We start from the raw sequence: 25,240 nt of genomic DNA on the forward strand, positions 1-25,240 counted from the left end.
GCGACCACTTCTACGCTGGGGTTTCTACTTGTTGGCGGAAACCTGACCGCCCTGTGCGAGGACCGGGAGCGCCGCGTCCTTGTTCGCGTTCCACCATTTGGCAACGTCGACCACCGCATCCACCTTCACGCCGCCTTTGTCGTCAGTCACGTAGACTGGCAGCGGCGTGAGCAGCCAATTGTTGGCCCCATACATTTCTGCACCACCCCAGTGGGACTTGCCGAACAGCGGCTGGTCAACCGTATCGGTCGTAAACAGCGCCTGTCTGACTGCATCTCCAGTGGGAGCAGCTGCCTTCTGAATGCCCGCTTCCACCGTAGTCATTGCCGCGTAGGCCACAGAGGCCAGCACTGACCATTCTTTTTGACCGTACTTTTCAACATAAGACTTGTAGAACTTCGAGACGCGAGGGCTGAAGCTCGGCTCAGAGGCATCAACCACGTATGCGCTGAAAACGCGACCTGCGAGCTGGGCGGCAGGAATACGCTCGGTAACCAGGCCCATTGTCCAGCCCTCGCTACCATAGAGTCCCTTATATCCAAGCTGCTCCATGGCTTCGATGAACAGTGCCTGCTGTCCCGGCGTGAACCCGAGTTCGACGATCAGGTCAGGACTGGACGCAAAAATCGGCGTTGCAAGCCCGAGCATGTCGGATGTCGATGCTGGATCATATGGCTGGGAGTAGACGATCTCGACTCGCTTCGCATAGGGAGTGATACCTGCCTTGTAGTAGGCTAGCGCAGCCTGTCCGAACGAATGATCCGCCGTCACGATGGCGACTTTCTTGATGTCGGGCCGGGTCTCAAGAAGGTGACTTACCAAGAACATATACGAGCCCGGCGAACCAGTCACCGATCCAATCAGGAAGGGATACTTGGCATTGAGATAGCCAGCACCGTAACTTGTCGTCAGAACCTTGTTTTCCGTCGCGATCTGCGCAACGGCTTGCCGAGAAGCCGGCGTGAAGGTTTGCAGAATGAAGTTGACCTTATCATCCAGGATTGCGCGCCGGAAAGCAGTCAGTTCATCGCCGGCCGTGTAGCAGTTATTGTCGTACGTAGTTACCTTGATCTGGTGTTTCTTACCTGTTGCGTCAGCAATGCCGCCATTTGCGTTGAACTCTTCGGCCCAGATCTGCACCCCGCGGGTGATCGGCACGCCCCATTGAGCGCATTCACCGGCCTGAGGCTGGACGACGCCGATATTGATGGTTTCTTGTGCACTCGCGTATCCTGTGAGCCCGCAGGCGAAGACGCCAGCAACAATTATTCTTGTCATCAAGTCCATTTTATTCTCCCTAGTTTTAGTTCCCCAAGATGAGCTATTTGAGTATTTCGGTGTTGCCGCACACCCCAAGCGATTGCCCGGAGATCGATCGACCGGCGTCAGACGAGACGAAGATCGCCAGGTCAGCGATCTCCTCTGGCTCGATCATTCGTCCCAAAGACATCGTGGCCACTTCTTCGGCCTCGATTTCCGCGAGTGGCCGTCCGGTCGCCTTGGCTCTTGCGGCCATTACGCGTTCCATCCGTGGGCCGCGGACAGACCCTGGAAGAATGGCGTTGACCCGTATTCCGAACTTGCCGACTTCCATCGCCAGGGATTGCGTCAATCCAATCACGGCCCATTTTGCCGCTGCGTATGGCGTGCGCATCGGCATGCCGAGACGACCCGCTGCCGAAGACATGTTCAGTATCACCCCTGAATGCTGAGCCTTCATCCCAGCCATAACACCTCGAATGAACAGGTACTGGGCCGTAAGATTTACATCGACAGTCCTGCCCCATTCTTCTGGTGAGATATCTTCGATAGCAGCCGTCGGTCCCGCGATTCCAGCGTTGTTGAAAAGGATGTCAGTACCCCCGCCGAGGCTTTTCAACATCGTCTCGATTGCTTCTGAAACCTTCTTCGGATCGGCCACGTCGCATATGACCGCAGTCGAGTCGGGGTTTTCAGCGGCGAAGTCGGCGACGGCATCTGCGTCGACGTCGCAGACAGCGACCTTGGCACCGGCTGCAATCATTTTCTTGGCAACCACGCGACCAATTCCACTCGCGCCAGCTGTTATGATCGCACGCTTGTCTTTAAGGGCAGTCATACGACTGCACCTAGGCCGAGGCGATCACGCGTTGCCGATGAGGACATAATCCGCACACCCATCCGCTCCACGATCTCACGCGCCCGCTTCACCAGCGAAACATTGGTCGCCGGTACGCCGCGGTCGAGCCAGATATTGTCTTCGAGACCGACCCGTACATTACCGCCGAGAAGAACTGCCTGCGCTACCATCGGCATTTGCATCCGACCGACGCCGAACGCCGACCAGACCACGTCGGACCCTCGAACCGCGTCCGCCATCGCTTTCATCGCTGCGGTGGTGGGAGGAGCTCCGTAGTTCACGCCAAGGCAGAACTGAATCATTGCCGGACCGGCAAACGCGCCTTCCCCGATCAGTTTCGTCACAAAGTCGAGATGACCAAGGTCAAACACCTCAAGTTCAGGCTTCACGCCGAGCCGGCGAATGGTCTGCGCACCTTCGCGGATTTGTTCCGGCGTGGAGATGTAGACGAGGTTTCCCTCGCCTACGTTGTAGGAACCGCAATCCAGCGTGCAGATATCTGGCCGCAACGCTTCTACATGAAGGAGGCGCGTCTTCTGGTTGACCAGATCGGTGCCAGGTTGCGGCTGGGTCGGGTCATTGGAGCCAAGGACCAAATCACCTCCCATGCCTGCGGTCATATTCACGATGATATTGTCGTTTCTATCGCGAACGCGCTCGAGTACTTCCGCGTACAGCTTCACATCGCGAGATCCCTCGGTCGTTTCCGGATCGCGAACATGGACGTGGGCGATAGCGGCGCCATGCTCGGCAACCGCGAGCACGTCTTCGGCGATCTGCGCAGGAGTGACCGGAACGTTCGAATTCTTTCGCGGCCCCGGCCCAGCGCCGGTTACGGCGCAAGTGATAAATATCTCGTTGTTCATGCCAGGTTTCTCAACTTTGAGGTTTGATCGTGAAGCAGTTCGAACGTGTTGGGATCCAGCACGACCCCATAGTCCCGACGCGCAGCTTGGTGCGAGACATAGCCGTCGATCACGTCCTGCCGAACTCTCTCTGGGGCCCGGGTTTGAGCCACGCCCCAGCCACCACCTCCGGTCGACAGAAACTCGAAGGCCTCACCGGGTCCAAATTTGTGCGAGGACAGAAGCGGACTGCGCCACGTTCCGTCGGGACGAGGTCCGCCGATGATCTCCCGGCGACCGTCTTGGTATTCTTGAACGAGAAGCTGGACGGGGCTCATACCGCCGCCGTTGACACCCGGGCTACCCTCAATGGTACGGGATGTCTCGATCGAGAGTTCGCCACCGTTCAGGAACCGGAACTTGAACCTTGCGCCCAACCCTCCACGGTTCTCTCCCGGACCGCCAGAATCCTGGCGCAAGTCGAATGCCTCGACTCTCACCGGGTAGAGGAGCTCAGCTGCCTCCGCTGGCATATTTGTGCAGTTGCCCAGAGGATCCAGCGTGACGTTTAGCCCGTCGTTGTATGGCGTGCCGCCCCAGCCGCCAGCAGGGATGTCTGAGAACACATCGATACGGTTTCCTGGGCCACGGACAGCGGCGACGAACCAATTTGCGTCTGCGCAGGTTGGAGCGATCGCCAGACTCGGGATTGCTTTGGCGACAGCTTGCCAGATGGCGCTCTGCACTTTGCCCGACGTCACGGTCGTGCAACCGACTACCGGAGCAGGCCAACGAGCATTCAGCCAACAGTCGTCCGGCAGGCTCAACGAAATCGGAGCGAACATCCCAGCATTGGGCGGAGCATCAGGCGCGAGGAAGAACTGCAAGGCGGTGTAAACCGCTGCGGTTGTGTTCGCGAATGGTGAGTTGATCGCGCCAGCGACCTGCGGGTCGCTACCTGCGAAATCCACATGTAGGTTGGACCCCGCCACCGTGAGTTTGACGCGAACCCAAACCTTCTGGTCGGTGATGCCATCGGAATCGGCGTAATCGGCTCCTTCGTACACGCCGTCCGGAATGTTTTCGATCTCCGCCCGGACGATGCGCTCGGTGTAACCGATCATGTCGCCCATTCCTTGGATGAGAGTTGCCCGACCGTACTTACGAGCTGTCGCGCGCAGCTCGTCCTCGGCGGCAAGGAGCGCTCCCATGTGAGCCTGAAGGTCGCCTTTGACGTAGTGAGGCGTTCGCGTGTTCCGAAGGAGGATTTCGAGCAGATCCTGGTCGACTTGGTAGTCGCGATACAATTTCAAAGGAGGCAGTCGAAGACCTTCGCCCGCGACATGCGTACCAAAGCCCTGCCCGCCCGGGCCACCTCCGCCAAGATCCATCCAGTGGCCACGACTTACCGCGAAGCCGATCAGCTCATTTTCGTAGAAGACAGGCATCGTCAGGGTCACGTCATTGATGTGCGTGCCGCCATCGTACGGGTCGTTGAGGATCACCACGTCCCCAGGGCGCAAAGTCTCAATGCCGAACTTCCTGGCCACGGCCTGGACGCTGAAATGCATCGCGGCGAGGTGCACCGGGCAATTGGCCGTCTGTCCAACCAAGCGCAACGTCGGATCGTAGATCGCGTTGGAGAAGTCCAGGTTCTCAGACAGGATCGGCGAGAATGAGGACTTTTGGAGGATAACCGTCATGCGGCGGCAGACGTGTTCAAACGTGTTACGCAGAACTTCAAACGTGATGGGATCGATTGGATTAGCCATCATGCCCTCTCCAGAATGCAGTTTCGAGCTGAGTCAAACCGAGCGGCCCAACCCGGAGGAATGACAATGCTGGTGTGAGGATCCTCAATGAGAGCGGGACCGCTCACGATCTGAGCACCTGCGGCATCATGGACGAGAGCTTCGGTCCAATCGCCAAACCAAACCTTGCGACCTTTCTGCTGTGAAGGAGCAAGTTGCGAATTCTGCTCGGATTCCAGGGGGCCGGCGGGCGAAGGCGCTTCGGCAGTTACTGCCAAGGCCACAATCTCCACCGGAAAATCGTCAGATCTCACGCCGAATTCGCGCTTGTGCGCTTCGTGAAATGACGAGGCCAGCTGTTGAACATCGCGATCCTCTATTGCGCCGCGATCTTGAACAACGTCCACCTCGAATGTCTGCCCGGCGTACCGCATCCTCATCACAAAACTGACGCTTAAGTCCTCGACCTTCGCGCCCTGAGCGACTAGCGCGTCGACGGCGGCTTCGCCAAGCGACTGCAGTTTCACACTAACCCGATCGAGTTCCTCTGCCGTCAGCGGCGCGTAGTGAAAGACCTCTTCGTCGTGTTTGATCGCGAGACGCAGAGCGCCGTATGCGGACGCGACGCCGGAATACCGAGGAACAATGACGGTGGGCGTGGCGAGCGCTTCCGCAACTGCGCAAGCGTGCAAGGGACCTGCACCGCCGAAACTGGCAAATGCATAGTCGCGCGGATCGCGACCACGCGACGCCAAGACGAGCTTCACGGCCTGCGCCATCGCCTCCGTCGCGATCCGGATCATGCCCTCGGCACACTGCTCGATAGTAAGATCGAGCTTGGTCGCGATCGTTTCGACCGCGTCGCGGGCAGCTGGAACGTCCAGCTTGAACTTTCCTGAGAGATCTGGACTGATCCGGCCAAGGACCAGGTTGGCGTCGGTAATCGTAGGTCTAATACCTCCACGTCCATAGCAAGCTGGCCCTGGCACAGAACCCGCCGACATGGGGCCTACCCGAAGCGAACCGCCACTATCAACCCATCCGACAGAGCCCCCACCGGCACCAATCGATCGAATGTCCAGCATTGGAACCGCGACGGGCATATCGAATTCGAGTTCATACTCACGAGTGATGAGGCCCTGGCCGTCCTCGATGATGGACGCGTCGAAACTGGTACCGCCCATGTCGGTGTGAATGATGTTCGGGAAACCAGCAGTGCGCGCTATCTCGGCGGCATACCCCACACCGCCAGCAGGACCGGATTCCACAAGCTCCTCAACGCGCAGCCGGGCTTGGTCGACACCCATCATCCCGCCGTTGCTCTTGAGGATCATGAGGTTTCCCGAGAACCCACCCTCAAGTAGGCGAGCCTGTAGCCGCTCGAAGTAATTTGCCATGACCGGCAAAATGGTTGCGCGGATTGAAGCTAGCGTGAAACGCGTGTGCTCCCGGAAGACGGGCTTTACGTCAGCAGAAGCCGTCACGCGAATGTTCGGGAGCGCGTCCGACAGGATCTCCGCAACTTTCCGCTCATTTGCCGGATTGGCGTACGAATTGATGAGACAGACGGCTACCGAACCAATGCGTGCTTCAGAGATCGAGGCAATAATCGGCTCGAGCTGTGCGGCGTCGACGCACTTTTCGACCTCGCCCTTTGCATTGGTCCGTTCGTCAATCGTGTATCGATAGCGCCTTCTGATCAGTGGAGCCGGCTTCGTTTGATACGGCCGATAAAGGTGCTCACGATGCATCCGGCCGATTTCCAGAACGTCTCGGAAACCTTCGGTTGTGATCATCGCGGCGTCAGGGAAGCTACGTTCGATAAGTGCGTTTGTTGCAGTCGTGGTTCCGTGAACGAGGAGAGAAATCTCGTCTGGCGTCAGATCGGCGTTGGCAATTGCGTTGAGCACGCCCTTGGACCGCTCTTCGGGCGTTGTCAGAACCTTGCCGGTTCGCTCCTCGCCCGTAGAAATGTTAACCGCGAATAGATCGGTAAAGGTTCCTCCAACATCAACTCCAACCTTCCACATTGACGTTCCCCTTTGATCGTTGATCAAGGATTTGCCGTCAAAACATGACGCCTGTCAACCCCAATTTTTTGCGATTGTCCGCTGGTGGCAAAAAAATGCTCTTTGATCGTTGATCAAGCAATGCGTTCGCGATATGTGTACCTGGCCTTGTCTTCTCCTGGAGTCACGATGCCTGCCACCACTTTGCCTTCGCTGAAGCCGCGCCAGACCAATTCGGACCTTGAGCACGTCTACGAGGAGCTGAAGCGGTCGATAATGATGGCGGAGTTTTCGCCTGGTCAGAAGCTAAAATTGGAGGAACTTGCGAACGCTTTTGGGACTAGCCACATGCCGGTTCGTGAAGCGCTCAATCGCCTTGTAACGGCACGCGCGCTCGAGTCAGCGCCGCGCCGTTCAATGTTCATTCCGGACGCCAGTGTCGAACGACTTCGGAACCTTTTGACGTTGCGCACGGATCTTGAAGGCAAGGCCGTTGGGATGACAGTAGCACAGAGACTTCCGAACCTCGCGGACATTTTGGCGCAAATCAACGCCAGAATGGATGTGGAAGCAGCCCGCGGCGCTCTGGGGACAAGGACCTATCTTCAGCTCAATCACCGATTCCATTTTGCCCTTTATGAGCGTTGCGGCAACCCGGAGCTCGTAAACCTCATCGAACTTTTGTGGATGCGCTATGGCCCGCTGCTCAGCCTGCTAAAGACTACACCAATGTCTTTCTCAGGGCATCGGCACCACGCTGAGATAATTGATGCGGTTCGAGAGGGTGACAAAGACTCCGCCGTCAAGAGCTTGGTCGCGGACCTAGAAGAAGCCGGCAACGCAATCGCCAATGCGGACGCATTCAGACCATCCGCATAGCGAGTGGCCTGCGGCTTTCTACGTCGAATGACAACTGACATAGTCAGTTGCCTTGAGACCGGTAACTTCTCTGGGGTCAGGCGGCGTGCAGGAGAGGCGGCTTGGGCTTGAACAATGGTGGGACGTTCGGCTCTGGCTGAGCATATGAGCGCCGTGCCGACGAGTGAATTCACCGCTGACTCAGCCAGGGTCGTGAGACGCGAAGCCCGGCTCGGTAGCGCTTGCCATAGTTGATGATCGCGGCGCGGTTCGGTCTGATATAGGTCAGCAGCTGCGAGCCGAGGCTGTGAAGACAGGCGACGGAGAACTCGCCGCCTCCCTGCAAATCGATCACTCTCTCCAAGAGTTGTTCCAGGTCGCGGATCGCGCGATCGACCGCCCATGCCAAGGACGCCACTTCACCGCTCTGATGTCCCGGTCGATGGCGGGAACGAGCTATATGATCGGCGATCTGCTGCATCGGCTGGATCTTTCATGGCGTGTCACACTGCACTTAATGTGAGATTGCGCCCACCTGAGACCGGTAATTTCTCTGGGGTTAGGCGGCGCGCAGGAGCGGCGGTCTGGGTTTCAATAGTGGTGGGACATTCGGCTCTGGCTGTCGGAACGGTGCCCGCAATCGATCGCGAAGCTCGCCGTTGAGATCTGCCGTGCGGACCTGCATGAGCATGTGAGCGCCGTGGGGTGACCATCGCATCTGCTGTTTCTTGACCATCCGCTTGCCGACGAGTGAATTCACCGCTGACTCAGCCAGGGTCGTTGCGACGCGAAGCCCGGCTCGGTAGCGCTTGCCATAGTTGATGATCGCGCCGCGGTTCGATCTGATATAGGTCAGCAGCTGCGAGCCGAGGCTGTGAAGACGGGCGACGGAGAACTCGCCGCCTCCCCGCAAATAGATCACTCTCTCCAAGAGTTGTCCCAGGTCGCGGATCGCGCGATCGACCCGCCCGTGCCACAGACGCCACTTCACCGCTCTGATGTCCCGGTCAATGGCGGGAAGCGATGTCCGCAGCGCCGATCCCAAATCAGCGCGCAACTTTGAGCTCGTTGTGGCCCGATGCAGCCGCGGCGGGCGAGGCGATGGCGGCGGCCCGCTATTTCGTGACCGCCAGCACCGACCAACGGGCAATCCGGGATCGCGCCCTTCATGCCCTTCGGGAGGTAGGCTACCGCGGCTTTGGCGATGTGACGGTGATTTCGGACGGTGCCGAAATTCTCAAGCGGCTGCCCCGCGCCATGCCGAAGCCGACGGCCCACATCATCGACTGGTTCCACACCGCCATGAAGATCCAGCCGATGCAGCAGATCGCCGATCATAGGGCTCGATCCCGCTCGGGTCTCTCTGGAGCGTGTCTCGCGTCGGCGTTACTTCGATCTTCAATGGCGACCGACCAGCGACCTATGCCGATGCCACTCCCATTCTTCGCTGCGCTGGCCCGGAAATTTGGCATCCTCGAAATCGGGGGCAAGCAGGAAAAGCCCCCGGTACGGAGTCTGGAAGGCCGGCGGTTCGTACATCGCCAAGACCGTTGTCGGCACCGATCCGGATATCACCGTGCTGATCGCCGAGACGCTCGGGCTGAAGCTCGACCTCGTGCCGGTCGCCTGGGTCGACTGGCCGCTCGGCCTCGCCTCCGGATATGACGCCATCATCAGCAACGTCACCGTGAGGGAGGACGCAAGGAGAAGTTTGACTTCTCGACCTACCGCCAGGACGTGCTCGGCTTCTATGTGAAGGCCGACAGCAGTATCACCTCGATCAAGGAGCCGAAGGACGTCGCGGGCCTCAAGGTCATCACCGGCGCCGAACAAGGCCTGATCGTTCTGATGATGAGTGCGACGGTCATCTACGTCGCGCGCTCGCCCCCAGGCGATAGCGGCTTGATGGAGGGCGCGCCACCCCCGCACGCGCGCCGCCCGTCCGAGTCAGGACGATCTCTTCACGAGCGCGCTGTTCCGGACTCGGCATAGTGGCGGCGTGCCACGTCGGGGTGCGAACGCAGTCGCTTTTCAGAGCATTGGTTCCGACATCGCGGAAGAAATCCAGATCGCTCGCCCGCGGACACGATCTCGGCTGTTGCGACTGCCTCGACACTCGGTCGCAAGCCCAAGGGAGAAATCCGGCATTGAAACCATCAGAGCGTCGTTATTCGGCTGCTTGACGACGGCGCAATTCGTCCGCGAGGATCGACCTCTTTATCCGGTTGACGTGTTCGTCTCCAGGAGACGCGTAAAGAGCCTAACTTTGGCGGTAACAAAGGCGTCATATAACTTTACGGAACCTTTGCGGTCTTAAACTCGCGGCCATGATACACCTCGCCTGTCCCGAGGGATCAGGCGAGTATAAAACTGGTGCACATGGTCCGCTCGCCGCTCGCAACTCGGAGTTACGACCAATGGCAGCACGAGCGCTCATCCTGGTTGAAGGCGATTCTTCGGGGACCGGGCTGCTATACGTTCAAGCGGCCCGACGTCTTCGCCTTCACCCAATCGTTCTGTCGGCTGATCCGAGTCGGCCAAGATCATGACTATCTCCCCGAGTTTGATCACCGCCATTCCCCTCTCGACCATCGAGAGCAGTATCGCTGATGACGTGCCGCCGGTCCTCCGGGGCGCGCCCCGGAGGACCGGTGGCAACGCTAAACTGGGAAGATTCAAACGGCACTTCTGGGGAGTATTGATCCGGTATCGACACGGGTAGCGGACCTGGAACTCGACGAGCAGTTCAAGCGCGGTCTGATCCGGGCGTTCTTCCAGGCAGTGCGTCATCTCCTCCCAATGATCCTTGAAGGTGTCGGGACGTCGGCCACGCGGCTTGTCGCTGAGTAGACAATACGTCTTGGGTCCGATGACAACGCCACGCGCGCGGGCAGCCTCGCGCCAGACAGCGACGCGTCGGGCGAAGGTTTTGTATTGCTTGCGGGTGAACCGGCCTGGGAACTGGACGCACAACTCGTCGAAGAGCTGCATGGCGTTAATGTTGGGGAACTCCTCCAATCGGCGACACGCGATCGGCCAAGCCATGCGGAGCGCCTGGATCCGACCTTGGCCAGGTTCGGCGTAGGCTTCCCGGGAAGCGGTGTAGCGCGACATATGTGGAACGGCCACGCGGGCAAGCGCTTTTTCAGACATTTCACCCAGCGGGATAGGTGCGGTCATATGTCCGGCCTTTCAGCGCGGTCTAAGACCGCTGGCCTCGATGAAATTCGCGATGCGAGGGGCTGATCAATCTGACGCGCTGTAAGCGCATTGTCGCGCCGGCCTCTCTCGCCTCGGGATTTCGTCCCGTGGGTCATCGTCTAATTGTGCACCTCGCCTCTGTCCGGCGTCGCGCCGGCCAGTCCGTCCTGGTCGTCGTTCGGCTCAGGCGCGTGCTGCGCCGCTTGCCGCACCAGTATTTCGATATGTCCCGCCCTTGGTGAGCAGCGCCCAGATAATCCTCGCCATCTTGTTGGCGAGCGCGACCGCGACGACCTTGAAAGGCCGCCGCGCCAAAAGGGTGACTAGCCATCGCAGCGCTTTGTCGTTTCCCTTAACGCGCCGCAAGACCGACGTCGCGCCACAAACGAGCAGCGAGCAGAGCGTCGGGTTGCCCATTTTCGATATGCCGCCGAGCCGCTCCTTGCCGCCGCTCGAATGAGGCTTTGGCGTCAGTCCCAGCCAAGCGGCGAAGTGACGGCCAGATTTGAACCCGCCGGGATCCGGGACCAGCGCTTTGACGGAAGCCGCCGTAATCGCTCCGACGCCCGGAATTGTGGTCAGCCGTCGCATGTCCTCTTCGCGCTTCGCCTCGCTGACGATCCCTCGTTCGAGCTTCGCGATTTGACGCGTCAGCGCCTCGATCTGATCGGCGATCTCAGCCAAAGCCAGTCTAGCGGCTTTTGGCAGGCAAACGTCCTCCTCGTCCCGTACGATCTCGATCAACGCAGCGACTTTAGCCGTGCCGAGGGCGGCAATAACGCCCAACTCCGACAAATGCCCGCGAAGCGCGTTGATCGCCTGAGTTTGCTGGCGGATCAAAAGGGCGCGCGTCCTCAGCACCATGGCCGCCGCTTGTTGATCAGCCGATTTGATCGGAACGAAACGCATGGTCTTGCGGGTGACGGCTTCGCTGATCGCTTCGGCGTCGGCGGCGTCCGTCTTGCCTCGTTTCACGAAGGGCTTCACATAAATCGGCGGGATCAAACGCACGTCGTGACCGAGCGCCGCGATCTCGCGCGCCCAATAATGCGAACCGCCGCACGCCTCCAAACCAACCAGACACGGCGGAAGCTTTTCGAAAAAGCCCAGCAGCTCGGCTCGACGCAGTTTGCGATTGAAAATCGGCGCGCCTTCGGCGTCGGCGCCATGAATCTGAAAAACGTTCTTGGCCAAATCCAGGCCGATGGTGCTAACCTGCTTCACGGAACGGCTCCCTATCCTTGTGGCGTTGCTCGCAACGACCACGTTCTAGCACTTAGATGCTGTCGGTAGCGGGGCCGTTCCACACCATCAATCTGGGAGAGAAGCCGTATTGCCTCACGTAACGATGTTCCTCGAGATTCGAGCGTTGCCTCATCCATTTTGCTCCCGGCCTCCTTAGCGAGCGCCACGGCGCCTCAGTGTGGCCCTGCGATCTCCAGGATCGGCGGCTCCTTGTTCAAGGGGCCAAACAGCAACGCGTCCGCCTGTTCGCTGCGCCAGACCTTCAGCTCCGACGAGCTGTTCAGGACACGGATCGCTGATTTTTCGTGATATCCTGTCGCCGCGATGAATTCTTCCAAGATCCGGCGTTTGTCCTTGTTCGTTGCGGCCGCGTAGCGATCCCTGACTATATTGGCGAGCTCCTTGCGCATGGCATGCGTCATCTCGTCTTCATGATCCCTCCCTCATGGCAAGGGCATCATGCCGGAATGTGACTTCGCGGGTAACATTTCAGGTGAGGCAACGAAACCCGATCGGTAACAAGTTTCGTGAGGCAATGCGACACTTGGTACCGTGGCGGCTATTCTTGTCCGACTCTCTGCCGGTGAGAGTCGCTCCAGCCAACTCGATCAGCCCAATCTTCGAGTTCGCGAAGGGCCAGCAGACTGGTCTCGCGCAGGCGGCTGAGCCATGAGCCGCTCCTGAAGTGCCCGCCGATCGGCGACAAGATTGTCGAGGTGCAGCGACTCGCGGCGTGGCCGCGGTTCTTGTGCCAACCGTCGAGCCAGCTCTCGCGTGCCGTCCACCACAAACACGCCGCAATCATGCACGTTCCGCTGCTGGGCCATCCCGGACCACTCCAGGCTGACGCGCAGCCTTGCTGCGAGCTCTGCTGCAAGGTTGTCATTGTACCCTCCGAAGGAGTCGTAGTGATACGCAACCGGCCTTTCCCGGTCGCTGCGATTTACGAACAGCAGCGACCAATGGCTGCCGCGGAGATCAGGATCCGTAGCACTGGCATCGTTCACGGGCAGGAACAGGAAGTCGACTGTGTCATCACCATTCTGATCATGGACGATGCGCTGGAACGCGCTTAGCATATCGATCTCGGGGCCTGAGCGCAGTCGATAATTGGCTATGAGAGGGTCCACGAATCGGGTCCGGACGGCGAGATCTGGATTGCTCCCCTCCAACTCCTGCCTCAGGATCTCGTAATCCCTCTCGATATGGTCGTCGCCCAGCCATTGCTCGGCACGGAGCACCCGTCCGCTGCGGTCGCCGGCAGAGGCACTCGCAGTCGAAGCGCCGATCCGGCTATCAGGAACCAAGGATGGGCCAGGGTGATGGATCAGCTGGGCGTCGCGGCTTCCTCGCGGCCCCAACGCGATGGAGTAGGTTTCACCGTTGATAGAGACCGGCTGGGGAGCCATTCGCGAACTCGGCAACAGCATTTTATTGTCCAGTACATCGAGCAGGAAGTCCGGCACCGGCTGTGAGCCATGCTGCCAATCCTCGCCGACGAGATATCCGATATCCTCGAGCTCTTGCGGCATGCCTGATGGATCGATGAAGAACGGCGGTCTGCCGGCAGGGATGAGCACCGGCCTTGACTGGGCGTTGTCACGCATTTCCTGCGGTGTGGACGGCAGATCAGCGAAAGAAGCGAGACCGCGGTAGATGTCTGAGGACCGAGCTGGCGCGCGCTCCGGAGCTGGCCACTCCCTTGGATCAAAGTCGGACGGCACCCGCGGCGACCAGGTCGAGCTCGACCCAGCCGGTTCCTGCAAGCCGACCTGCCCTGACGGACCCTGCGGCGTCGGCCACTCACTCGGATCAAAGTCGGACGGCACTCGCGGCGACCACGACAAGCTCGCGCCGGCTAGCTGCGGTTCACGACTTGGCTGGTCAGGGAAGGCTACACCCAACGCCCTGTTTGTCTCGACGACTTGCACATACTGCGCAAGCCTCTTGAAGCCAATGCCAACGTTACCTTTGGCTTTCGTGAACTCCTGGTGATCTCTGTCCAATGAATCGCGCTGATGCCAATCGCCGTTGATCCGGCTCGCGATGCTCTCCCTGCCCATTGTTCGGAGCCAATCGCTGAACTTTCGTTGCCCCGAAGCAGTATTGCGGACGGTCTTGGAAGTCCGGCCGGATCCGAGTTTGCTCAACTCTTCCTCGACCAGGCCATCGATGATGTTGGCGTCGTCGTCATAAGGATGCAGCCCGTGCTGGAGTTCGTCGCCCTGAGGATGCCGAAGCTTGTTGATACCCAACCCGATGTACGGTTGGCCAATGGCTCGCTTGAACTCCGAAATATCTTTCTGCAGTTGTTTTTTCTGGTGCTCATTGCCGTTGAGTCGACTCGCTATGCTCTCCTTGCCCTCTCTTTTCAGCCACTCACTAAGCTTGCGCTGATTGCTAGCGATCTTGAGGATAGGCGCCCTCTCTTTGGCAGCCGCTGCCGGTCCAAGCTTACGCAAGGCTTCGTTGGTCGCGTCGTCGATGATGTCGGCGTCGCTCTCATAAGCGCTCAAAGTACGGCGCCCCATGACGCGGGGCCCGGATCCGAGCGCCTCGAACCCTGCCCCGTCAGGCTGAATCCTTCGGAGATGATTGAGGGCCGTAAAGAGGCGGCCCTTGGGGTCATTCTCCTCGCCGAATGCCATGATGTCCTCGGCTATTTCTTCGGTTCGAAACCGAGATCTCAGGGATGGCTTCTGGTTGGCCGTGAGCCACTTAGAAAAGCTATTAAGAACCTCCGTATGAGACCTGATAGTTTTGTCGGGCACCTCATGTGCCCGGGCTGCTGCGGCGAACTGGTGAATGAGTAGCGCGTCTCCGATAGGAGCAGGCGGCTGAGAACGAGGAGGTGGCGCAGGAGGCCGAGGCAACAACTCGCCGGCGCGGAACTTCCGAAGCGCTTCCAATGCCGCACGCACTCGCTTGACGCCCCCCGCGTTCACAAATTCATCCGCATGGGCTTTCAACTGAACAGGGCTTTCAACCAGACCGGCCAGTGTCAAGTTCTTAGAGTTGAGGAACTCGCTGAACCGGCTCAGTTGGTCCACCATCGACTGAAGTGTGCTGGAAGCATAACTTCCTGCGGCCGCGCGCACGAACTCGGAAATGAGGGCTGCATCATCTTCGGACGCACGGGTGCGCTTATAGGCGTAGATACGAAGCTCTGAATCGACTGCATCCGACGCGGAGCCGCCCAACGACTTTTCACCGCGACTTCCTCCAAGCACTTTGCCAAGCCCCGACTTAACCCGAGAAAGCAATCCACCGCCTTTTCTCTCCTTCGTGCGCGCCGCAGGCTTCGGTTCCGATGACGCAGTGTCGCGCATGCTACCCAGTGCCCTGTTGCGCAAGTCAGATGGAGAACCTTGTATGGCCGCGCCAAAGTGAGCGCGAGGAATGTCGACACTGTGCCGCGTACTGCTGAATGGATTGTCCTGCGGGTTGGATTGCGGCGGCATCCGCATCGAACCGCCGATATCAGTGCGCTGGATACTTCCATGGGCCTGTGCGGGTGGAGTATCGGGCGAACCAGCATCAGGGAGACTAGCATCACCGGAGCTCTCATCAGAGGAACTGACGTGCAGTTTGCTCAGCTGCTGTTCGAAGCCGGCTTGACCGGCAGGCAAATTGTCTGAGTGTTGTCTCGCACGCAGCAGCTCTTGCTGCACGGCGTACCAATTGTTCCAATAGTTCGGATCGCTATAGTTCACTTCCACGGTACTCTCCCTGATCAGATGAATCTTCGGGCGCACTCTCGACAGAGACCCGAGCCTCAGAAAGCCGATGCTAGGCTCGGCAACCAGAAAGGGAGGACAGCCGTCTCACGCACCTCCCATTTCGCACATTACTCTCGCCAGCCCAGCCGGTACCCGGTGCCAGGATGATGCCCCGATTGGTCTCGAACTGCACGTCCTGCTCCAACTCTTCAATTGGACGCCCCTCGCTGCGACTTCGACTGAGTGATTTTGTGGTACTTCATAAAAAGCCTCGTCTGATGATCGGATAGCTGGCGACCCGCACGTTAAATTCCTCGTGATTCACCCTTTACGGATCGACGACTATTATGCCCGTAGGGAACCATGGCCTATCGGGTGCGTGGTTTGTGGGATCCATGCAGCATCTTCCCGGCTCATCCCGTCCATGACCCCGGCCAGCGACAGCAAGCGCCTGCTCTGGTTGATGGCCTTCGCCGCCTTCGCCAGTCGCCGAAGCGCCACAGCCGAATAATCCGTCCGCATCTTCACCGCTGATCCCATCGCCCGCGATAAGGGTCACGGATCAGTCAAGGCGGGAAGTCCTAGCAGGCCTGCTAGAGAGTCAGCCCTCAGAGCCTTTGGTATAAGCCCCTAACCTGAAGCCACCGGCTTTAGCCGGTGGAGCATTCACGAATCAAGGCACCTACCGCGATGGCACGATAGGCAGGTTATCTATTCGTTACCCTGGCTTTTGTACGGATTTGGTTCGCTGGCTGTCCTGTAATCCTCCAAATTGCCGCCCAGAAACAAGCGCTCGGTCTCTTGGGTTGGCGTTCTACCCAGGGAGCACATCAGCTCCACATCCGCATCGATGTTGTTGTGATCCTCGACTTTCATTCCGAGCCAATTTTGCTCAGCACGTCGTCTGGCGTCCAGACCGCGGACTTCGGCACAGTGTAAGTATGCAGCGCGCTCGCATTATTGGCGATCGCTTTCGCCCAATGGTCGCGCGAAACGACCAGTTTTGAGGGGGCCTCAACCAACGACACGAAAGGAGATGCCGCTATATTGCCGCGCATATGCCAACCAGCTTGGCGCGCCCGGTCCATGGGAAATCGCTCCAGAGGCGTACGCGGCTTGCAATCGGCATCCTCGTTCTGAAAGCGATGCAGCTTGACATATGACGACCCGGTCACGTCGCCGAGAATGCGCTCCCGATCGACAAGGCCGTCGGGAGAGGCGACGGCCCCCGACCACTGCGCTGACTGCTGCTCGGCCAGGTCGATCTCGTCTTTGAGCGCCTCCAGAGGAGCACCCGTCAACGTTGCGGCGAGCTGGGCGCGCGCTCTCACAAACGATTCGGCCGGATAGCGTTCTTCTGCGGGATTCCACGGAGGGATGTTCATTCGTTTTCCTCGAATACTGTTGTTTGGCGAGTGTCTTAGGACCCTGCCCAACACCGGCAGTGAGGCAGAACCCGTCGACCAATCGAGCCGATCTGAAATCGAACAGCGTAGCATGAAGGTTCTGATGCCGGGCGCTCTAGATGGCGATATCGGCACCAGCCCGATCTATGCTTTCGTGAGGGGTGGCGTCGTCGGGCGGCAATGCGCCGAACGCGCATATCCTCGGCGTTCAGTCGTTGATCATCGATCATCATGACGATCAAATACATCATTCGTGCTACGCGCCGACAACCGCGGCGAGGCGAAGCGTTAGGACGGCCTCCCTTCTATTTCAGCAAGAAACGCTTTTGAAAAGCCTTTCCACCTGCGTGCCGACCAGGATGCTTATTCTTCATTAAGCAATCCAGAGTGAATAGCATGATGTCGTCTGGTGGTGTTGGCGTCACGCAGGCATTTCCTTTTTCTAAGGGGCTTGCTCACACGATTTGGGAGCTTCGCGCCTTCCTAAGTGGTGAGTCCACTGGCGGAACTGTCGGTCTTGTCGACTATTATCTGCGATGATCCTGAGGAGGAAAATATTATGTTGGTATGTAGCTATCGGCAGGAGAGATGGTATCGGGTGCATTCTTACTGAGATGCGGCGACCAAAAATGCTTCTCCCGTCCAGCGAGCATATGCGGCAGGTATGGAGGCATATTGCCTTTGTATTTGCAGCTGGCAGGCTTTCGAGCACAATTAGGCACGAGACGCGCAAGGCCTGATTATTAGTCGGTCTCAATGATGCCGACGCCTGGATGGGCGGTAGGTAGGGTTCAGAACAAGAACTGTTCCCAGCGACACGCCGCCTCTATCAACCAAAGACAGCAATATCCTTGTGATCTATGGCCTTTCATGCGATTCTTCGGGCTTGACCCGGAGAATCGAGAATGCGTGAAACGATGCTGGCGGCGCTTTCTAACATTCGCACCGTTGAGGACATGGTCGGGGCCTTCTGTAGTGAAGATCATTGCCGTCGGCTGTTGGAAAGCATGGTGTGGCCGGATGGCCGGATCTGCCCCGCCTGCGGATTCAAACGCTCGATTGCGCTTGCGGGCCGCGACACCGGCAAGCGGCGTGCGCGACCGGGTCTCTATCAATGTTCCGGCGGTGATTGCCGCTTCCAGTTCACGGTGACGACACACACGCCTCTGCACTCCACGAAGCTTCCCTTGCGTGTTTGGCTGAAGGCCATGTGGCTGTTACTGCAATCCGACAAGGGCTTGTCGTCTGTGCGCCTGGCCGAGGCGCTCGGGGTGAGCCAGCCAACCGCCTGGCGGATGGGGCATGCACTGCGTCTCATGGTGGCGCGGGATAACGCGCTCGACGGCATCGTGGAGATCGACCATTTCCATCTCGGGGGAAGTCCCCGAAAGCGGCCGGATGGCCCACCTCCGGGACGGGGCCGGAAAGGTCAGGCGAACACGGAGAAGGCGCCGGTCATGGCCATGGTGCAGCGGCCGACCGACGTCACGCCCGGCACTCCGGCCGGTGACGCGCGTGCCGCGGTCGTGACCGGTCTCTCAGCGCGAGCAAGCGAACGCGTCATTGAAGCGCAGATCGAATCGAGAGCTCATTTGATGAGCGACGAGTGGAAAGCATTCATGGCCATTGGTGAGAGCTTTGCCAAGCACGAGACCGTGAAGCATTCCAGTGGTGAGTATGTTCGCGACGCCGTCCACGTCAATTCGGTAGAGGGCTTCAACTCCCGCGTCCGCCGTACCATCGCCGGCGTCTTTCATCATATCAGCCCGCAGCATGCCGACCTGTATTTCCACGAGATTGGCTTCCGATGGTCGCAGCGCGTCGTCACAGGAACCGTCATTCGCAAAACCCGGCATGGCCGGGAGAGCGTGCGAACCCTGTGGTCGCGCGTGCCGCCTGCGCTGCAATTGATGAATGTTTTCCGCACCGCCACGGGTCGTCAGATGCGCCGAAGCCCAGATGGCGGCATCGTCATCAAATCAGCCGTAGCTGTCTTTGGTTGATAAAGGCCGCGTGTCGCTGGGAACAGTTCTTGTTCTGCCCCCATGAATAGCCGGTGCCAAAATCGTCAAGAGCAACTGTTACGGATAGGGAACCTAACGAATGTAATAATGAAATCGTTTCTTCAAAATTCGAAATCAGCACCGCCTCTTGGCATGGTTGCGAACATACTCAATGCGGCCACTTTTGTTATGGCGTTGCGCACCAGGTTTTGCGTAGTCCGGCGAGACACTGACCTTGGTTTGACCGACTGAAACGATGATCTCGCTCTTAAGCCTACGACAGCTGAGGCTACGATGATAACACTCGCCCAGAGGACGGCATTCGTTTGGTCGGGCGAGCCCCAAAGCGGTGCCGCTTCTTTTTCCACAATTCCTATTGCGGCCGTCGCGTATGCGCTACCGGTCTTCGTCGGTTCGGCATTGGCGTCTTCTTGTTCGGCACTTGGTGGGGAGCACTTCCCGTTCTGTTCTTCAGCGGGGCAACAAGTGCCGCCCAGGTCGTCATTACCTGCCTGTGTGCGGGGATGATCGCAGGCGCGATTGTGTGGGTTGAAGGCGCCGTCAATCTGCCCGTGGCAATCCTGATAGTAAGCTACGCCATCACGCTGTTTCGTACAGTGCTTGCTCACGCGTTCGAATTTACCCAACGCTTCCGAAGCACGATGTTGACCTGCTCCGCCCTTATCCGGCCGGCGAGTGGTTCGGTCGTCGAGGGCCCGCCAAAAACTCGCAGGTCTCCCGCCAGAAGGTCACCGAACCTTGCGGCAGAGAGACCGCTGCGTCACTCTTTCACCCCCCGCGGTAGAGTAGACGTTATGACCGTGGTGTGAGCGGCGGCCCGCCCTTAGTCTTTGCAGCTGTAAAGCAAACGGGGGTTGCCCGGGAGTGCCGAGCCTATCCCCAAGCAAGGAAAGGACGGGCCGTGGAAGAGAATAGTGTTTTTTACGTCGGTGTCGATGTGTCGAAAGCCAAGCACGCGATTGCGATTGCCGAAGGCGGACGGAATGGTGAGGTCCGCTATTTCGGCGAGATCGATGCGAAGCCGGCGGCAGTCGAGCGCTTCGTGCGCAAGCTGGAGAAAAAGCATCCGCGCCTGCATTTCTGTTACGAAGCCGGCCCGACCGGCTACGGGCTTTACGGGCAGATCGTCGAGCTCGGCCACCGCTGCGATGTCGTTGCGCCGTCGCTGATCCCGAAGCGCCCGGGCGAGCGCGTCAAGACCAACCGGCGCGATGCAGTCAGCCTGGCGCGGCTGCTGCGGGCCGGCGAGTTGAAGGGGATCTGGGTTCCGGACGCAGTGCATGAAGCGGTGCGCGATCTTGTGCGCGTTCGGACCTCTGCGAGCGAGGATCTGCGCAAGAAGCGCCAGCAACTCATCTCGTTCCTGCTGCGCCATGGTCGCGTGTTTGCCGGGCATAAGAATTGGAGCCGGACCCACGCCCGCTGGCTGGCGGCGCAGAAGTTCGACCATCCGGCCCAGCAGATCGTCTTCCAGGACCAGGTCGATGTGATCAGCGATGCGCAGAACCGGCTGGAGCGGCCCGATGCCCAGCTGGCCGAACTGGTGCCGAGCTGGTCGATGGCGCCGGTGGTGGCGGCCTATCAGGCGCTGCGTGGTGTGTCCTTCATCGTCGCCGTCACCTTCGTCAGCGAAGTCGGCGATGTGCGCCGCTTCGACACTCCGCGGCAGTTGATGGCCTTTCTCGGCCTGGTGCCGTCGGAGCGGTCAACCGGCGAGACGGTCAAGCGCGGTAGCTTGACGCTGGCCGGCAACCGGCGAGCGCGCCGCGTCCTGGTGGAGGGCGCCTGGAGCTACCGCTTTCCCGCCAGGGTAACGGAGCCCATTCGCGTCCGCCTCGAGGGCCTGCCGAAGGCGGTGCGCGAGATTGCCTGGAAGGCGCAGACCCGGCTTTGCGCCCGCTACCGGCACCTGACGGCCGCCGGCAAGAAGAAACCCATCGTCGTTGCCGCGATCGCGCGCGAGATGGCGGCGTTCCTGTGGGCCATCGGCCACCAAGTCGAACCGGTGCGTTGAGATGCAGTGCGCTTCTTCATCGAAGATCAGAATCCCGGCAAGGGCCCACCCGGCGCGGGCGCCGCCGGATTGAGGGGGCTCTGCCCGCGCCGGGTCTCCCGGCACAAATCACGGGCAGCACGGCGACGGGATGTGGCCACGGTGGGGAACTCCCGTGCTAACTATGTGGCTGGGCATCAGCCCAACGCCCGATATTAGACAGGGAAAGCCCCAAGACGAATTACGGAAGAGCGGTAACCAATCCGCGGATAAGAGCTGGATCAACCGTCGTCTCAAGGGTCCATCCCGTCCCCGTGCTGCCAATCAACGAAGGACAAACCTGTGACAAAGGACATGGGGCGGAAAAGTTCATCCATCACTCTTGACCACGGTCATAAGAGTTAGCTGCGTGTTGGTGGGTCCCATAGCACCGAACAATTCGGAAGTAAATTTCAACCCCAAATTTTGACAGCCCGGTTGGGAAACCAAACGACTCCCTGAATTCGAAGATAGCAAAAAACGCGATGCTCCCTCAGGACATCGCCGATCTAACGTGATCCATGCCTTCGCAATATTCGTTTCTGGAAAATGAGCCGATTGGATCGTCTGAAATTAAACCGCGTCGCGTTTGAACAGCTTCATGCGAGGGCTTCAATATTAGCAGACGTCCAAGAAAGCCTCGCGGCCAAGCCGCAGGGCTTTTTTCTTGTCGATCAATGAGAGCGAATTGGCCACATAATGCATCGCAGTATGGGGCCGATAATCAATCAAGGGTTACCAAAGGCGTGCGTTCTTGGCCCTCCCGGAGCGGCATGCGGGATATCGGCCACCTGTTCGAGCCAACCGAGGGCAAAAACTTCTTCAAAGCTGCCGGATATGAGGCCAACTGATCTCGACACGTTTTAGGCTACCGAGGGAAACGAGACGGACGGGAGCGCTGAAAGCGGACTTCCGCGATCGCGCGATAAATAATTCCTACCCGACGAATCCGCCATGTGTGGGAGCGTGGCGGACCTGTCGATCTGTCTAACCGGCCTTGCATCAGTCTCGGATATGATGTGGCGCCGGCCTTCGCGCTCGCCCAAATGCTCTCTTGCTTGCGGCTGTTCTGGCGCCGCCGACTTGGATCCTGCCGATTTGAATCAAAAACGGTTGTGGATATTCCAAGCCATTGAGAGGCGGGCGGCCATATCCGGCGTAGGTTGGGTTACTTGATCGGAGAATTAATTGAAGAGCGATTTCGCCGCAGCGCGCGTCCACCTCAACGAGGCCCTCAACCATTTATGCGGACATGATCAAGTCAGCCGGGATTCTCGCTTGGCCATTGACCTGCTTATAGAGGCGGTGATCACCGCCGAGCATTGCAAGCAACCGGCAAAGGTGATCGAGTTCAGGCGCACGAAAAATAACGGACGGGCGTGGCAATCTCAAACGCGCCGAGAACGATAAAGCCAAGCGCTATGAAATGAAGAGCGTATCTTTGGTCGATCATTGACGTGTTCACCGGGCGTCCTGCCCGGGTCGACGGATTCCGCTCAGCAACGCAAGAGTGTCGGCACCACAGGCTACGGGGCTCTCCGGCGTCAGCGGCGATAATATTTGAGCACCGAGGGCGGATAACGGCTTACCTGTAAGGACGCGACCAGCGCGGTCGTGGGGCCGGGTCCTCGGCGACAGGTCTCAATGCCCGAACAGGCGGAAGGGTGCTACCACCACGCCAGGAGAACAGAACCCTGATTTGGGATCAAAGCACTGGGGATCATGCCCGTTTGGATTTGTTCATCGTGGACATCAGGCAGCTAAGATACTTTGTGCAGCTGCGACCCTCAACGTCGCTCAAAGCGCTCTAAGCCTGCATGTGCGTCAACTGGAGGAAGGGTTCGGCACCCAACCGCTGGTTCGCGACAGGACCGGTGTCAGCCTCACGGCGTCCGGAGACAAGCTGCTTGAGCGCGCGCGGATCATCCTGAAGGAAATTCAGCTCACCGAGGCCGAACTGACCAACTCGGTGGCGGCTCCTTCCGGAGAGGTGACCATTGGCATTCCGTCCGGAGCCGCTCGCGTCCTTAGTGGTCCCCTGATTGAATCGGTAAGAAGCGAATTGCCGAGGATCTCGCTGAAGATGATCGAGGGAATGACGGGACCGCTGGAGGAGTGGATGGCTGGCGGCCGTTTCAATCTGGCTGTCCTTTACCGAACTGCCGAGAGCGTGGGGAAAATGACGGTGCTGGCCCGCGAAGAGTTTTGCCTGGTGGTGCCGCCCGGCCAACCGCCTTTCGAAGAGTCGATACGGCTTGCCGACCTGCACGCGTTTCCGCTGGCGGTTCCCATGCGCAACAACAATGTCCGGCGTTCGGTGGCGGACGTCGTTGCCCAACACGGTTGTGTGCTGGACGTCAGATTCGAAGTCGACTCCCTTTCCACGATCATCGATATGGTCATGGAAGGAAAGGCCTATTCCATCCTTACCCCGTCGGCCATTCAGAAAGAGGCGTGCAAGGCAAGGTCCGCACGGTCAAGATTATTGATCCGGTGATCAGCCGTTCCGTTGTACTCGCCGTCAACCCGAAAGATGAGCGCTCTCCAGCCGTCTCCGCGGTCCGCAAGCTGATCCCAAAGGTCGTAAAGACTTTGATCGAGAGCAGGCACTGGTCGGCCACGGCTCCGGACCGGGCTTAGGCAGATGCTTCAAACCAAGTTCCAGGTGCTACCGCTCCTCCGCGACTGCCTGAGCCGCATCAATCTGGAGATGGTTTTGGGCGACATTCGATATTTGACCGCATGCGACTGTCGCGATGAAATTGCAGAGCAGCGAGGCTCGGTTCGGATATCGGCCGTTCTAGTATCTGGCAGGAATATGGATCGATTTCCATTGAGCTGGCACGGTCATCAGGGAATTGTGGGGGCTTTGTCGACCTATTTCCGCATGCTGGCCATTGAACGGTTACCTGAAGGTTGTTCGAAACGAGCCAAGCATCAGTTTACAACGCTGGGCGATCTCGGCTACCTCAACTTGAGGAAGGAACGACCCGCGCGCCGCAAGAAACAAGTATCCTCGCGGTGCGAATTTCGGTGCGGGCGAATCACCGCGATCAGTGGGGGGCAGATTACATCTACGACCGCGATCAATCTTGGATCGAGACCAACCGCTTTGCAGTCGCTCGTTTCGAGCGCGTGGACTAAGCCGGGAGTTCCTTGAGCGGGTTCGCCCACGGCACCCCGAGCGGCTGAAAATGCCGCTCGTTTGCCGTCAGGACCGTGTAGCCTCGCGCTGCCGCCGTGGCGGCTATCGCGATGTCTTCGAAGCCGGGATCATGCGCCCGCGCTCGGTCAATGATCGCGCCGGCGTGGCGGGCCTCCTCGATGCCGAACGGCAGGATGCGGCCAGCATAGAGCTGCTCGACGGCGGCGAGCCAGCGGCGCAGCCGTGCCGCCTTCGTCGTCGCGCCGATCCTGACGGCGCGGGTAATGCCCGCCTCGATTTCCGCGACCGTGACCGTCGACATGTACAGATGGTTATTGTTCTTGTGCAGCCAGTCGGCGAACGGCTGCAAGCCGACTTCCTTTTTCGTCGGCGCGTCGGCCGACACGATATTCGTGTCCAGCAGATACACGGGCTAGAAGCCCTCACGCAAAGCGCGGGCGGGCTTCCGCCTCCGTTCCGGAATGTCGTCGGGGTCGCCCGGGAAGGCTAGCAGGAGGTCTGCAAAGCTGGGCACCTTGGAAACCCTCTCCCATTCTTTGAAAGACACGAGCACGGCCTCCGGCTTGCCGTGGCGGGTGATCACGGAAGGCTCCCCGGCAACGGCCTGTTCGACCACCGCCGACAAGGTGGCCTTCGCGTCCTTCAGCTGAATCTCCCTCATGTCGACGTCTCCATATGACTACCGATGGTCATAGTCTGTTTTGTTGACAGGTGCAAGAGATAGGATCGTTGTCCTATCCTTCAATTGACGTCTGGAGTGCTGCCGTGGGCGGAAATCGCCGCAACCCCGGACGATGGAATTTGCCGATTCTGCTCGGCGAGCTCAGTCGTACTCCAGACGTTCCGAGAGCAGCACGACACCTCA

At 59.2% G+C, this 25,240-nt stretch carries 19 protein-coding genes and 5 pseudogenes; 8 read left to right on the forward strand and 16 right to left on the reverse strand.

The window, feature by feature from the left end; translation table 11 throughout:
* Window positions 1–24: 24 nt before the first annotated feature.
* Genes MESCI2_RS0123330 through MESCI2_RS01000000135205 form a run of 5 tightly spaced genes read right to left on the reverse strand, consistent with a single transcriptional unit; the run spans window position 25 to window position 6,745 of the window.
* Window positions 25–1,287, reverse strand: a complete 1,263-nt coding sequence (locus tag MESCI2_RS0123330) for an ABC transporter substrate-binding protein (RefSeq protein ID WP_027038677.1) — start codon at window positions 1,285–1,287, stop codon at window positions 25–27.
* 34 nt (window positions 1,288–1,321) lie between these two features.
* Window positions 1,322–2,098: an SDR family oxidoreductase gene (locus tag MESCI2_RS0123335; protein ID WP_027038678.1), complete on the reverse strand. Its 777-nt coding sequence runs from the start codon at window positions 2,096–2,098 to the stop codon at window positions 1,322–1,324.
* The gene (locus tag MESCI2_RS0123340; protein WP_027038679.1) at window positions 2,095–2,985 is read right to left on the reverse strand and encodes a 3-keto-5-aminohexanoate cleavage protein; all 891 of its coding nucleotides are present in this window, start codon (window positions 2,983–2,985) and stop codon (window positions 2,095–2,097) included. Before MESCI2_RS0123340 ends, MESCI2_RS0123335 begins: the two co-directional genes overlap by 4 nt.
* Entirely contained in the window at window positions 2,982–4,739 is a 1,758-nt protein-coding gene (locus MESCI2_RS0123345; protein ID WP_027038680.1) for a hydantoinase B/oxoprolinase family protein, read from the reverse strand. The genes MESCI2_RS0123340 and MESCI2_RS0123345 overlap by 4 nt, the downstream gene beginning before the upstream one ends.
* Complete coding sequence (locus tag MESCI2_RS01000000135205; protein ID WP_050596644.1) at window positions 4,736–6,745, reverse strand: hydantoinase/oxoprolinase family protein; 2,010 nt, start codon at window positions 6,743–6,745, stop codon at window positions 4,736–4,738. The genes MESCI2_RS0123345 and MESCI2_RS01000000135205 overlap by 4 nt, the downstream gene beginning before the upstream one ends.
* 168 nt (window positions 6,746–6,913) lie before the next feature.
* On the opposite strand from MESCI2_RS01000000135205, the gene MESCI2_RS0123355 reads away from it, so the two are divergent.
* A complete protein-coding gene (locus MESCI2_RS0123355) occupies window positions 6,914–7,603 on the forward strand; it encodes a GntR family transcriptional regulator (protein WP_027038681.1) in 690 nt (229 codons plus the stop codon).
* Between the two features lie 169 nt (window positions 7,604–7,772).
* On the opposite strand, the gene MESCI2_RS0123360 is transcribed toward MESCI2_RS0123355, so the two are convergent.
* Window positions 7,773–8,063, reverse strand: coding sequence for a hypothetical protein (locus tag MESCI2_RS0123360; RefSeq protein WP_155936652.1), 291 nt, complete (start codon window positions 8,061–8,063; stop codon window positions 7,773–7,775).
* Window positions 8,064–8,141: 78 nt separating this feature from the next.
* Window positions 8,142–8,453 (reverse strand): annotated as a pseudogene (locus tag MESCI2_RS01000000135210) (hypothetical protein); the annotation flags it as partial.
* Between the two features lie 181 nt (window positions 8,454–8,634).
* Here MESCI2_RS01000000135210 and MESCI2_RS1000000138930 point away from each other — a divergent pair.
* Window positions 8,635–8,935 (forward strand): annotated as a pseudogene (locus MESCI2_RS1000000138930) (ISKra4-like element ISMet1 family transposase); the annotation flags it as partial.
* Window positions 8,936–9,122: 187 nt separating this feature from the next.
* Window positions 9,123–9,409: pseudogene (locus tag MESCI2_RS1000000137250) on the forward strand (transporter substrate-binding domain-containing protein); the annotation flags it as partial.
* 606 nt (window positions 9,410–10,015) lie between these two features.
* Here MESCI2_RS1000000137250 and MESCI2_RS1000000138540 read toward each other — a convergent pair.
* The 6 genes from MESCI2_RS1000000138540 to MESCI2_RS01000000135230 form a co-directional block, all read right to left on the reverse strand.
* Window positions 10,016–10,762, reverse strand: coding sequence for a hypothetical protein (locus MESCI2_RS1000000138540; RefSeq protein WP_197031587.1), 747 nt, complete (start codon window positions 10,760–10,762; stop codon window positions 10,016–10,018).
* A 204-nt stretch (window positions 10,763–10,966) separates the two neighbouring features.
* A complete protein-coding gene (locus MESCI2_RS0123390) occupies window positions 10,967–12,007 on the reverse strand; it encodes an IS110 family transposase (RefSeq protein WP_032901240.1) in 1,041 nt (346 codons plus the stop codon).
* 11 nt (window positions 12,008–12,018) lie between these two features.
* Window positions 12,019–12,165 (reverse strand): hypothetical protein, encoded by a 147-nt coding sequence (locus MESCI2_RS1000000139310; protein WP_430981681.1) that lies wholly within the window; start codon window positions 12,163–12,165, stop codon window positions 12,019–12,021.
* A 36-nt stretch (window positions 12,166–12,201) separates the two neighbouring features.
* Window positions 12,202–12,438 carry a hypothetical protein gene (locus MESCI2_RS0123395; protein ID WP_197031588.1) on the reverse strand — a complete coding sequence of 79 codons (237 nt, stop codon included), beginning with the start codon at window positions 12,436–12,438 and terminating at the stop codon, window positions 12,202–12,204.
* Between the two features lie 198 nt (window positions 12,439–12,636).
* Window positions 12,637–15,747, reverse strand: coding sequence for a Ulp1 family isopeptidase (locus MESCI2_RS1000000136250; protein ID WP_245270440.1), 3,111 nt, complete (start codon window positions 15,745–15,747; stop codon window positions 12,637–12,639).
* Window positions 15,748–16,619: 872 nt separating this feature from the next.
* On the reverse strand, window positions 16,620–17,132 hold the full coding sequence (locus MESCI2_RS01000000135230; protein WP_050596647.1) for a hypothetical protein: 513 nt from the start codon (window positions 17,130–17,132) through the stop codon (window positions 16,620–16,622).
* Here MESCI2_RS01000000135230 and MESCI2_RS1000000139205 point away from each other — a divergent pair.
* A pseudogene (locus MESCI2_RS1000000139205) lies at window positions 17,125–17,433 on the forward strand (KUP/HAK/KT family potassium transporter); the annotation flags it as partial. The gene MESCI2_RS01000000135230 and the pseudogene MESCI2_RS1000000139205 sit on opposite strands and share 8 nt — an antisense overlap.
* A gap of 625 nt (window positions 17,434–18,058) precedes the next feature.
* Window positions 18,059–19,156: an IS1595 family transposase gene (locus MESCI2_RS0123420; RefSeq protein ID WP_027038688.1), complete on the forward strand. Its 1,098-nt coding sequence runs from the start codon at window positions 18,059–18,061 to the stop codon at window positions 19,154–19,156.
* A gap of 122 nt (window positions 19,157–19,278) precedes the next feature.
* Here the strand turns inward: MESCI2_RS0123420 and MESCI2_RS1000000138060 are convergent, their stop codons facing one another.
* Entirely contained in the window at window positions 19,279–19,803 is a 525-nt protein-coding gene (locus tag MESCI2_RS1000000138060; protein WP_155936655.1) for a hypothetical protein, read from the reverse strand.
* Window positions 19,804–20,078: 275 nt separating this feature from the next.
* Here MESCI2_RS1000000138060 and MESCI2_RS0123425 point away from each other — a divergent pair, with 275 nt between their 5' ends.
* The 3 genes and pseudogenes from MESCI2_RS0123425 (at window position 20,079) to MESCI2_RS01000000135235 (ending at window position 23,849) form a co-directional block, all read left to right on the forward strand.
* On the forward strand, window positions 20,079–21,191 hold the full coding sequence (locus MESCI2_RS0123425) for an IS110 family transposase (protein WP_027038689.1): 1,113 nt from the start codon (window positions 20,079–20,081) through the stop codon (window positions 21,189–21,191).
* A gap of 1,206 nt (window positions 21,192–22,397) precedes the next feature.
* Entirely contained in the window at window positions 22,398–22,619 is a 222-nt protein-coding gene (locus tag MESCI2_RS1000000137275; protein WP_081738868.1) for a hypothetical protein, read from the forward strand.
* A 320-nt stretch (window positions 22,620–22,939) separates the two neighbouring features.
* Window positions 22,940–23,849, forward strand: a pseudogene (locus MESCI2_RS01000000135235) (LysR family transcriptional regulator).
* Window positions 23,850–24,349: 500 nt separating this feature from the next.
* On the opposite strand, the gene MESCI2_RS0123440 reads toward MESCI2_RS01000000135235, so the two are convergent.
* Window positions 24,350–24,784 (reverse strand): PIN domain-containing protein, encoded by a 435-nt coding sequence (locus MESCI2_RS0123440; RefSeq protein WP_027038690.1) that lies wholly within the window; start codon window positions 24,782–24,784, stop codon window positions 24,350–24,352.
* Window positions 24,785–24,787: 3 nt separating this feature from the next.
* On the reverse strand, window positions 24,788–25,036 hold the full coding sequence (locus MESCI2_RS0123445; protein ID WP_027038691.1) for a type II toxin-antitoxin system Phd/YefM family antitoxin: 249 nt from the start codon (window positions 25,034–25,036) through the stop codon (window positions 24,788–24,790).
* Between the last annotated feature and the right edge of the window lie 204 nt (window positions 25,037–25,240).

The sequence above is a fragment of the Mesorhizobium ciceri WSM4083 genome (assembly GCF_000519305.1).
GTDB lineage: Bacteria > Pseudomonadota > Alphaproteobacteria > Rhizobiales > Rhizobiaceae > Mesorhizobium > Mesorhizobium ciceri_B.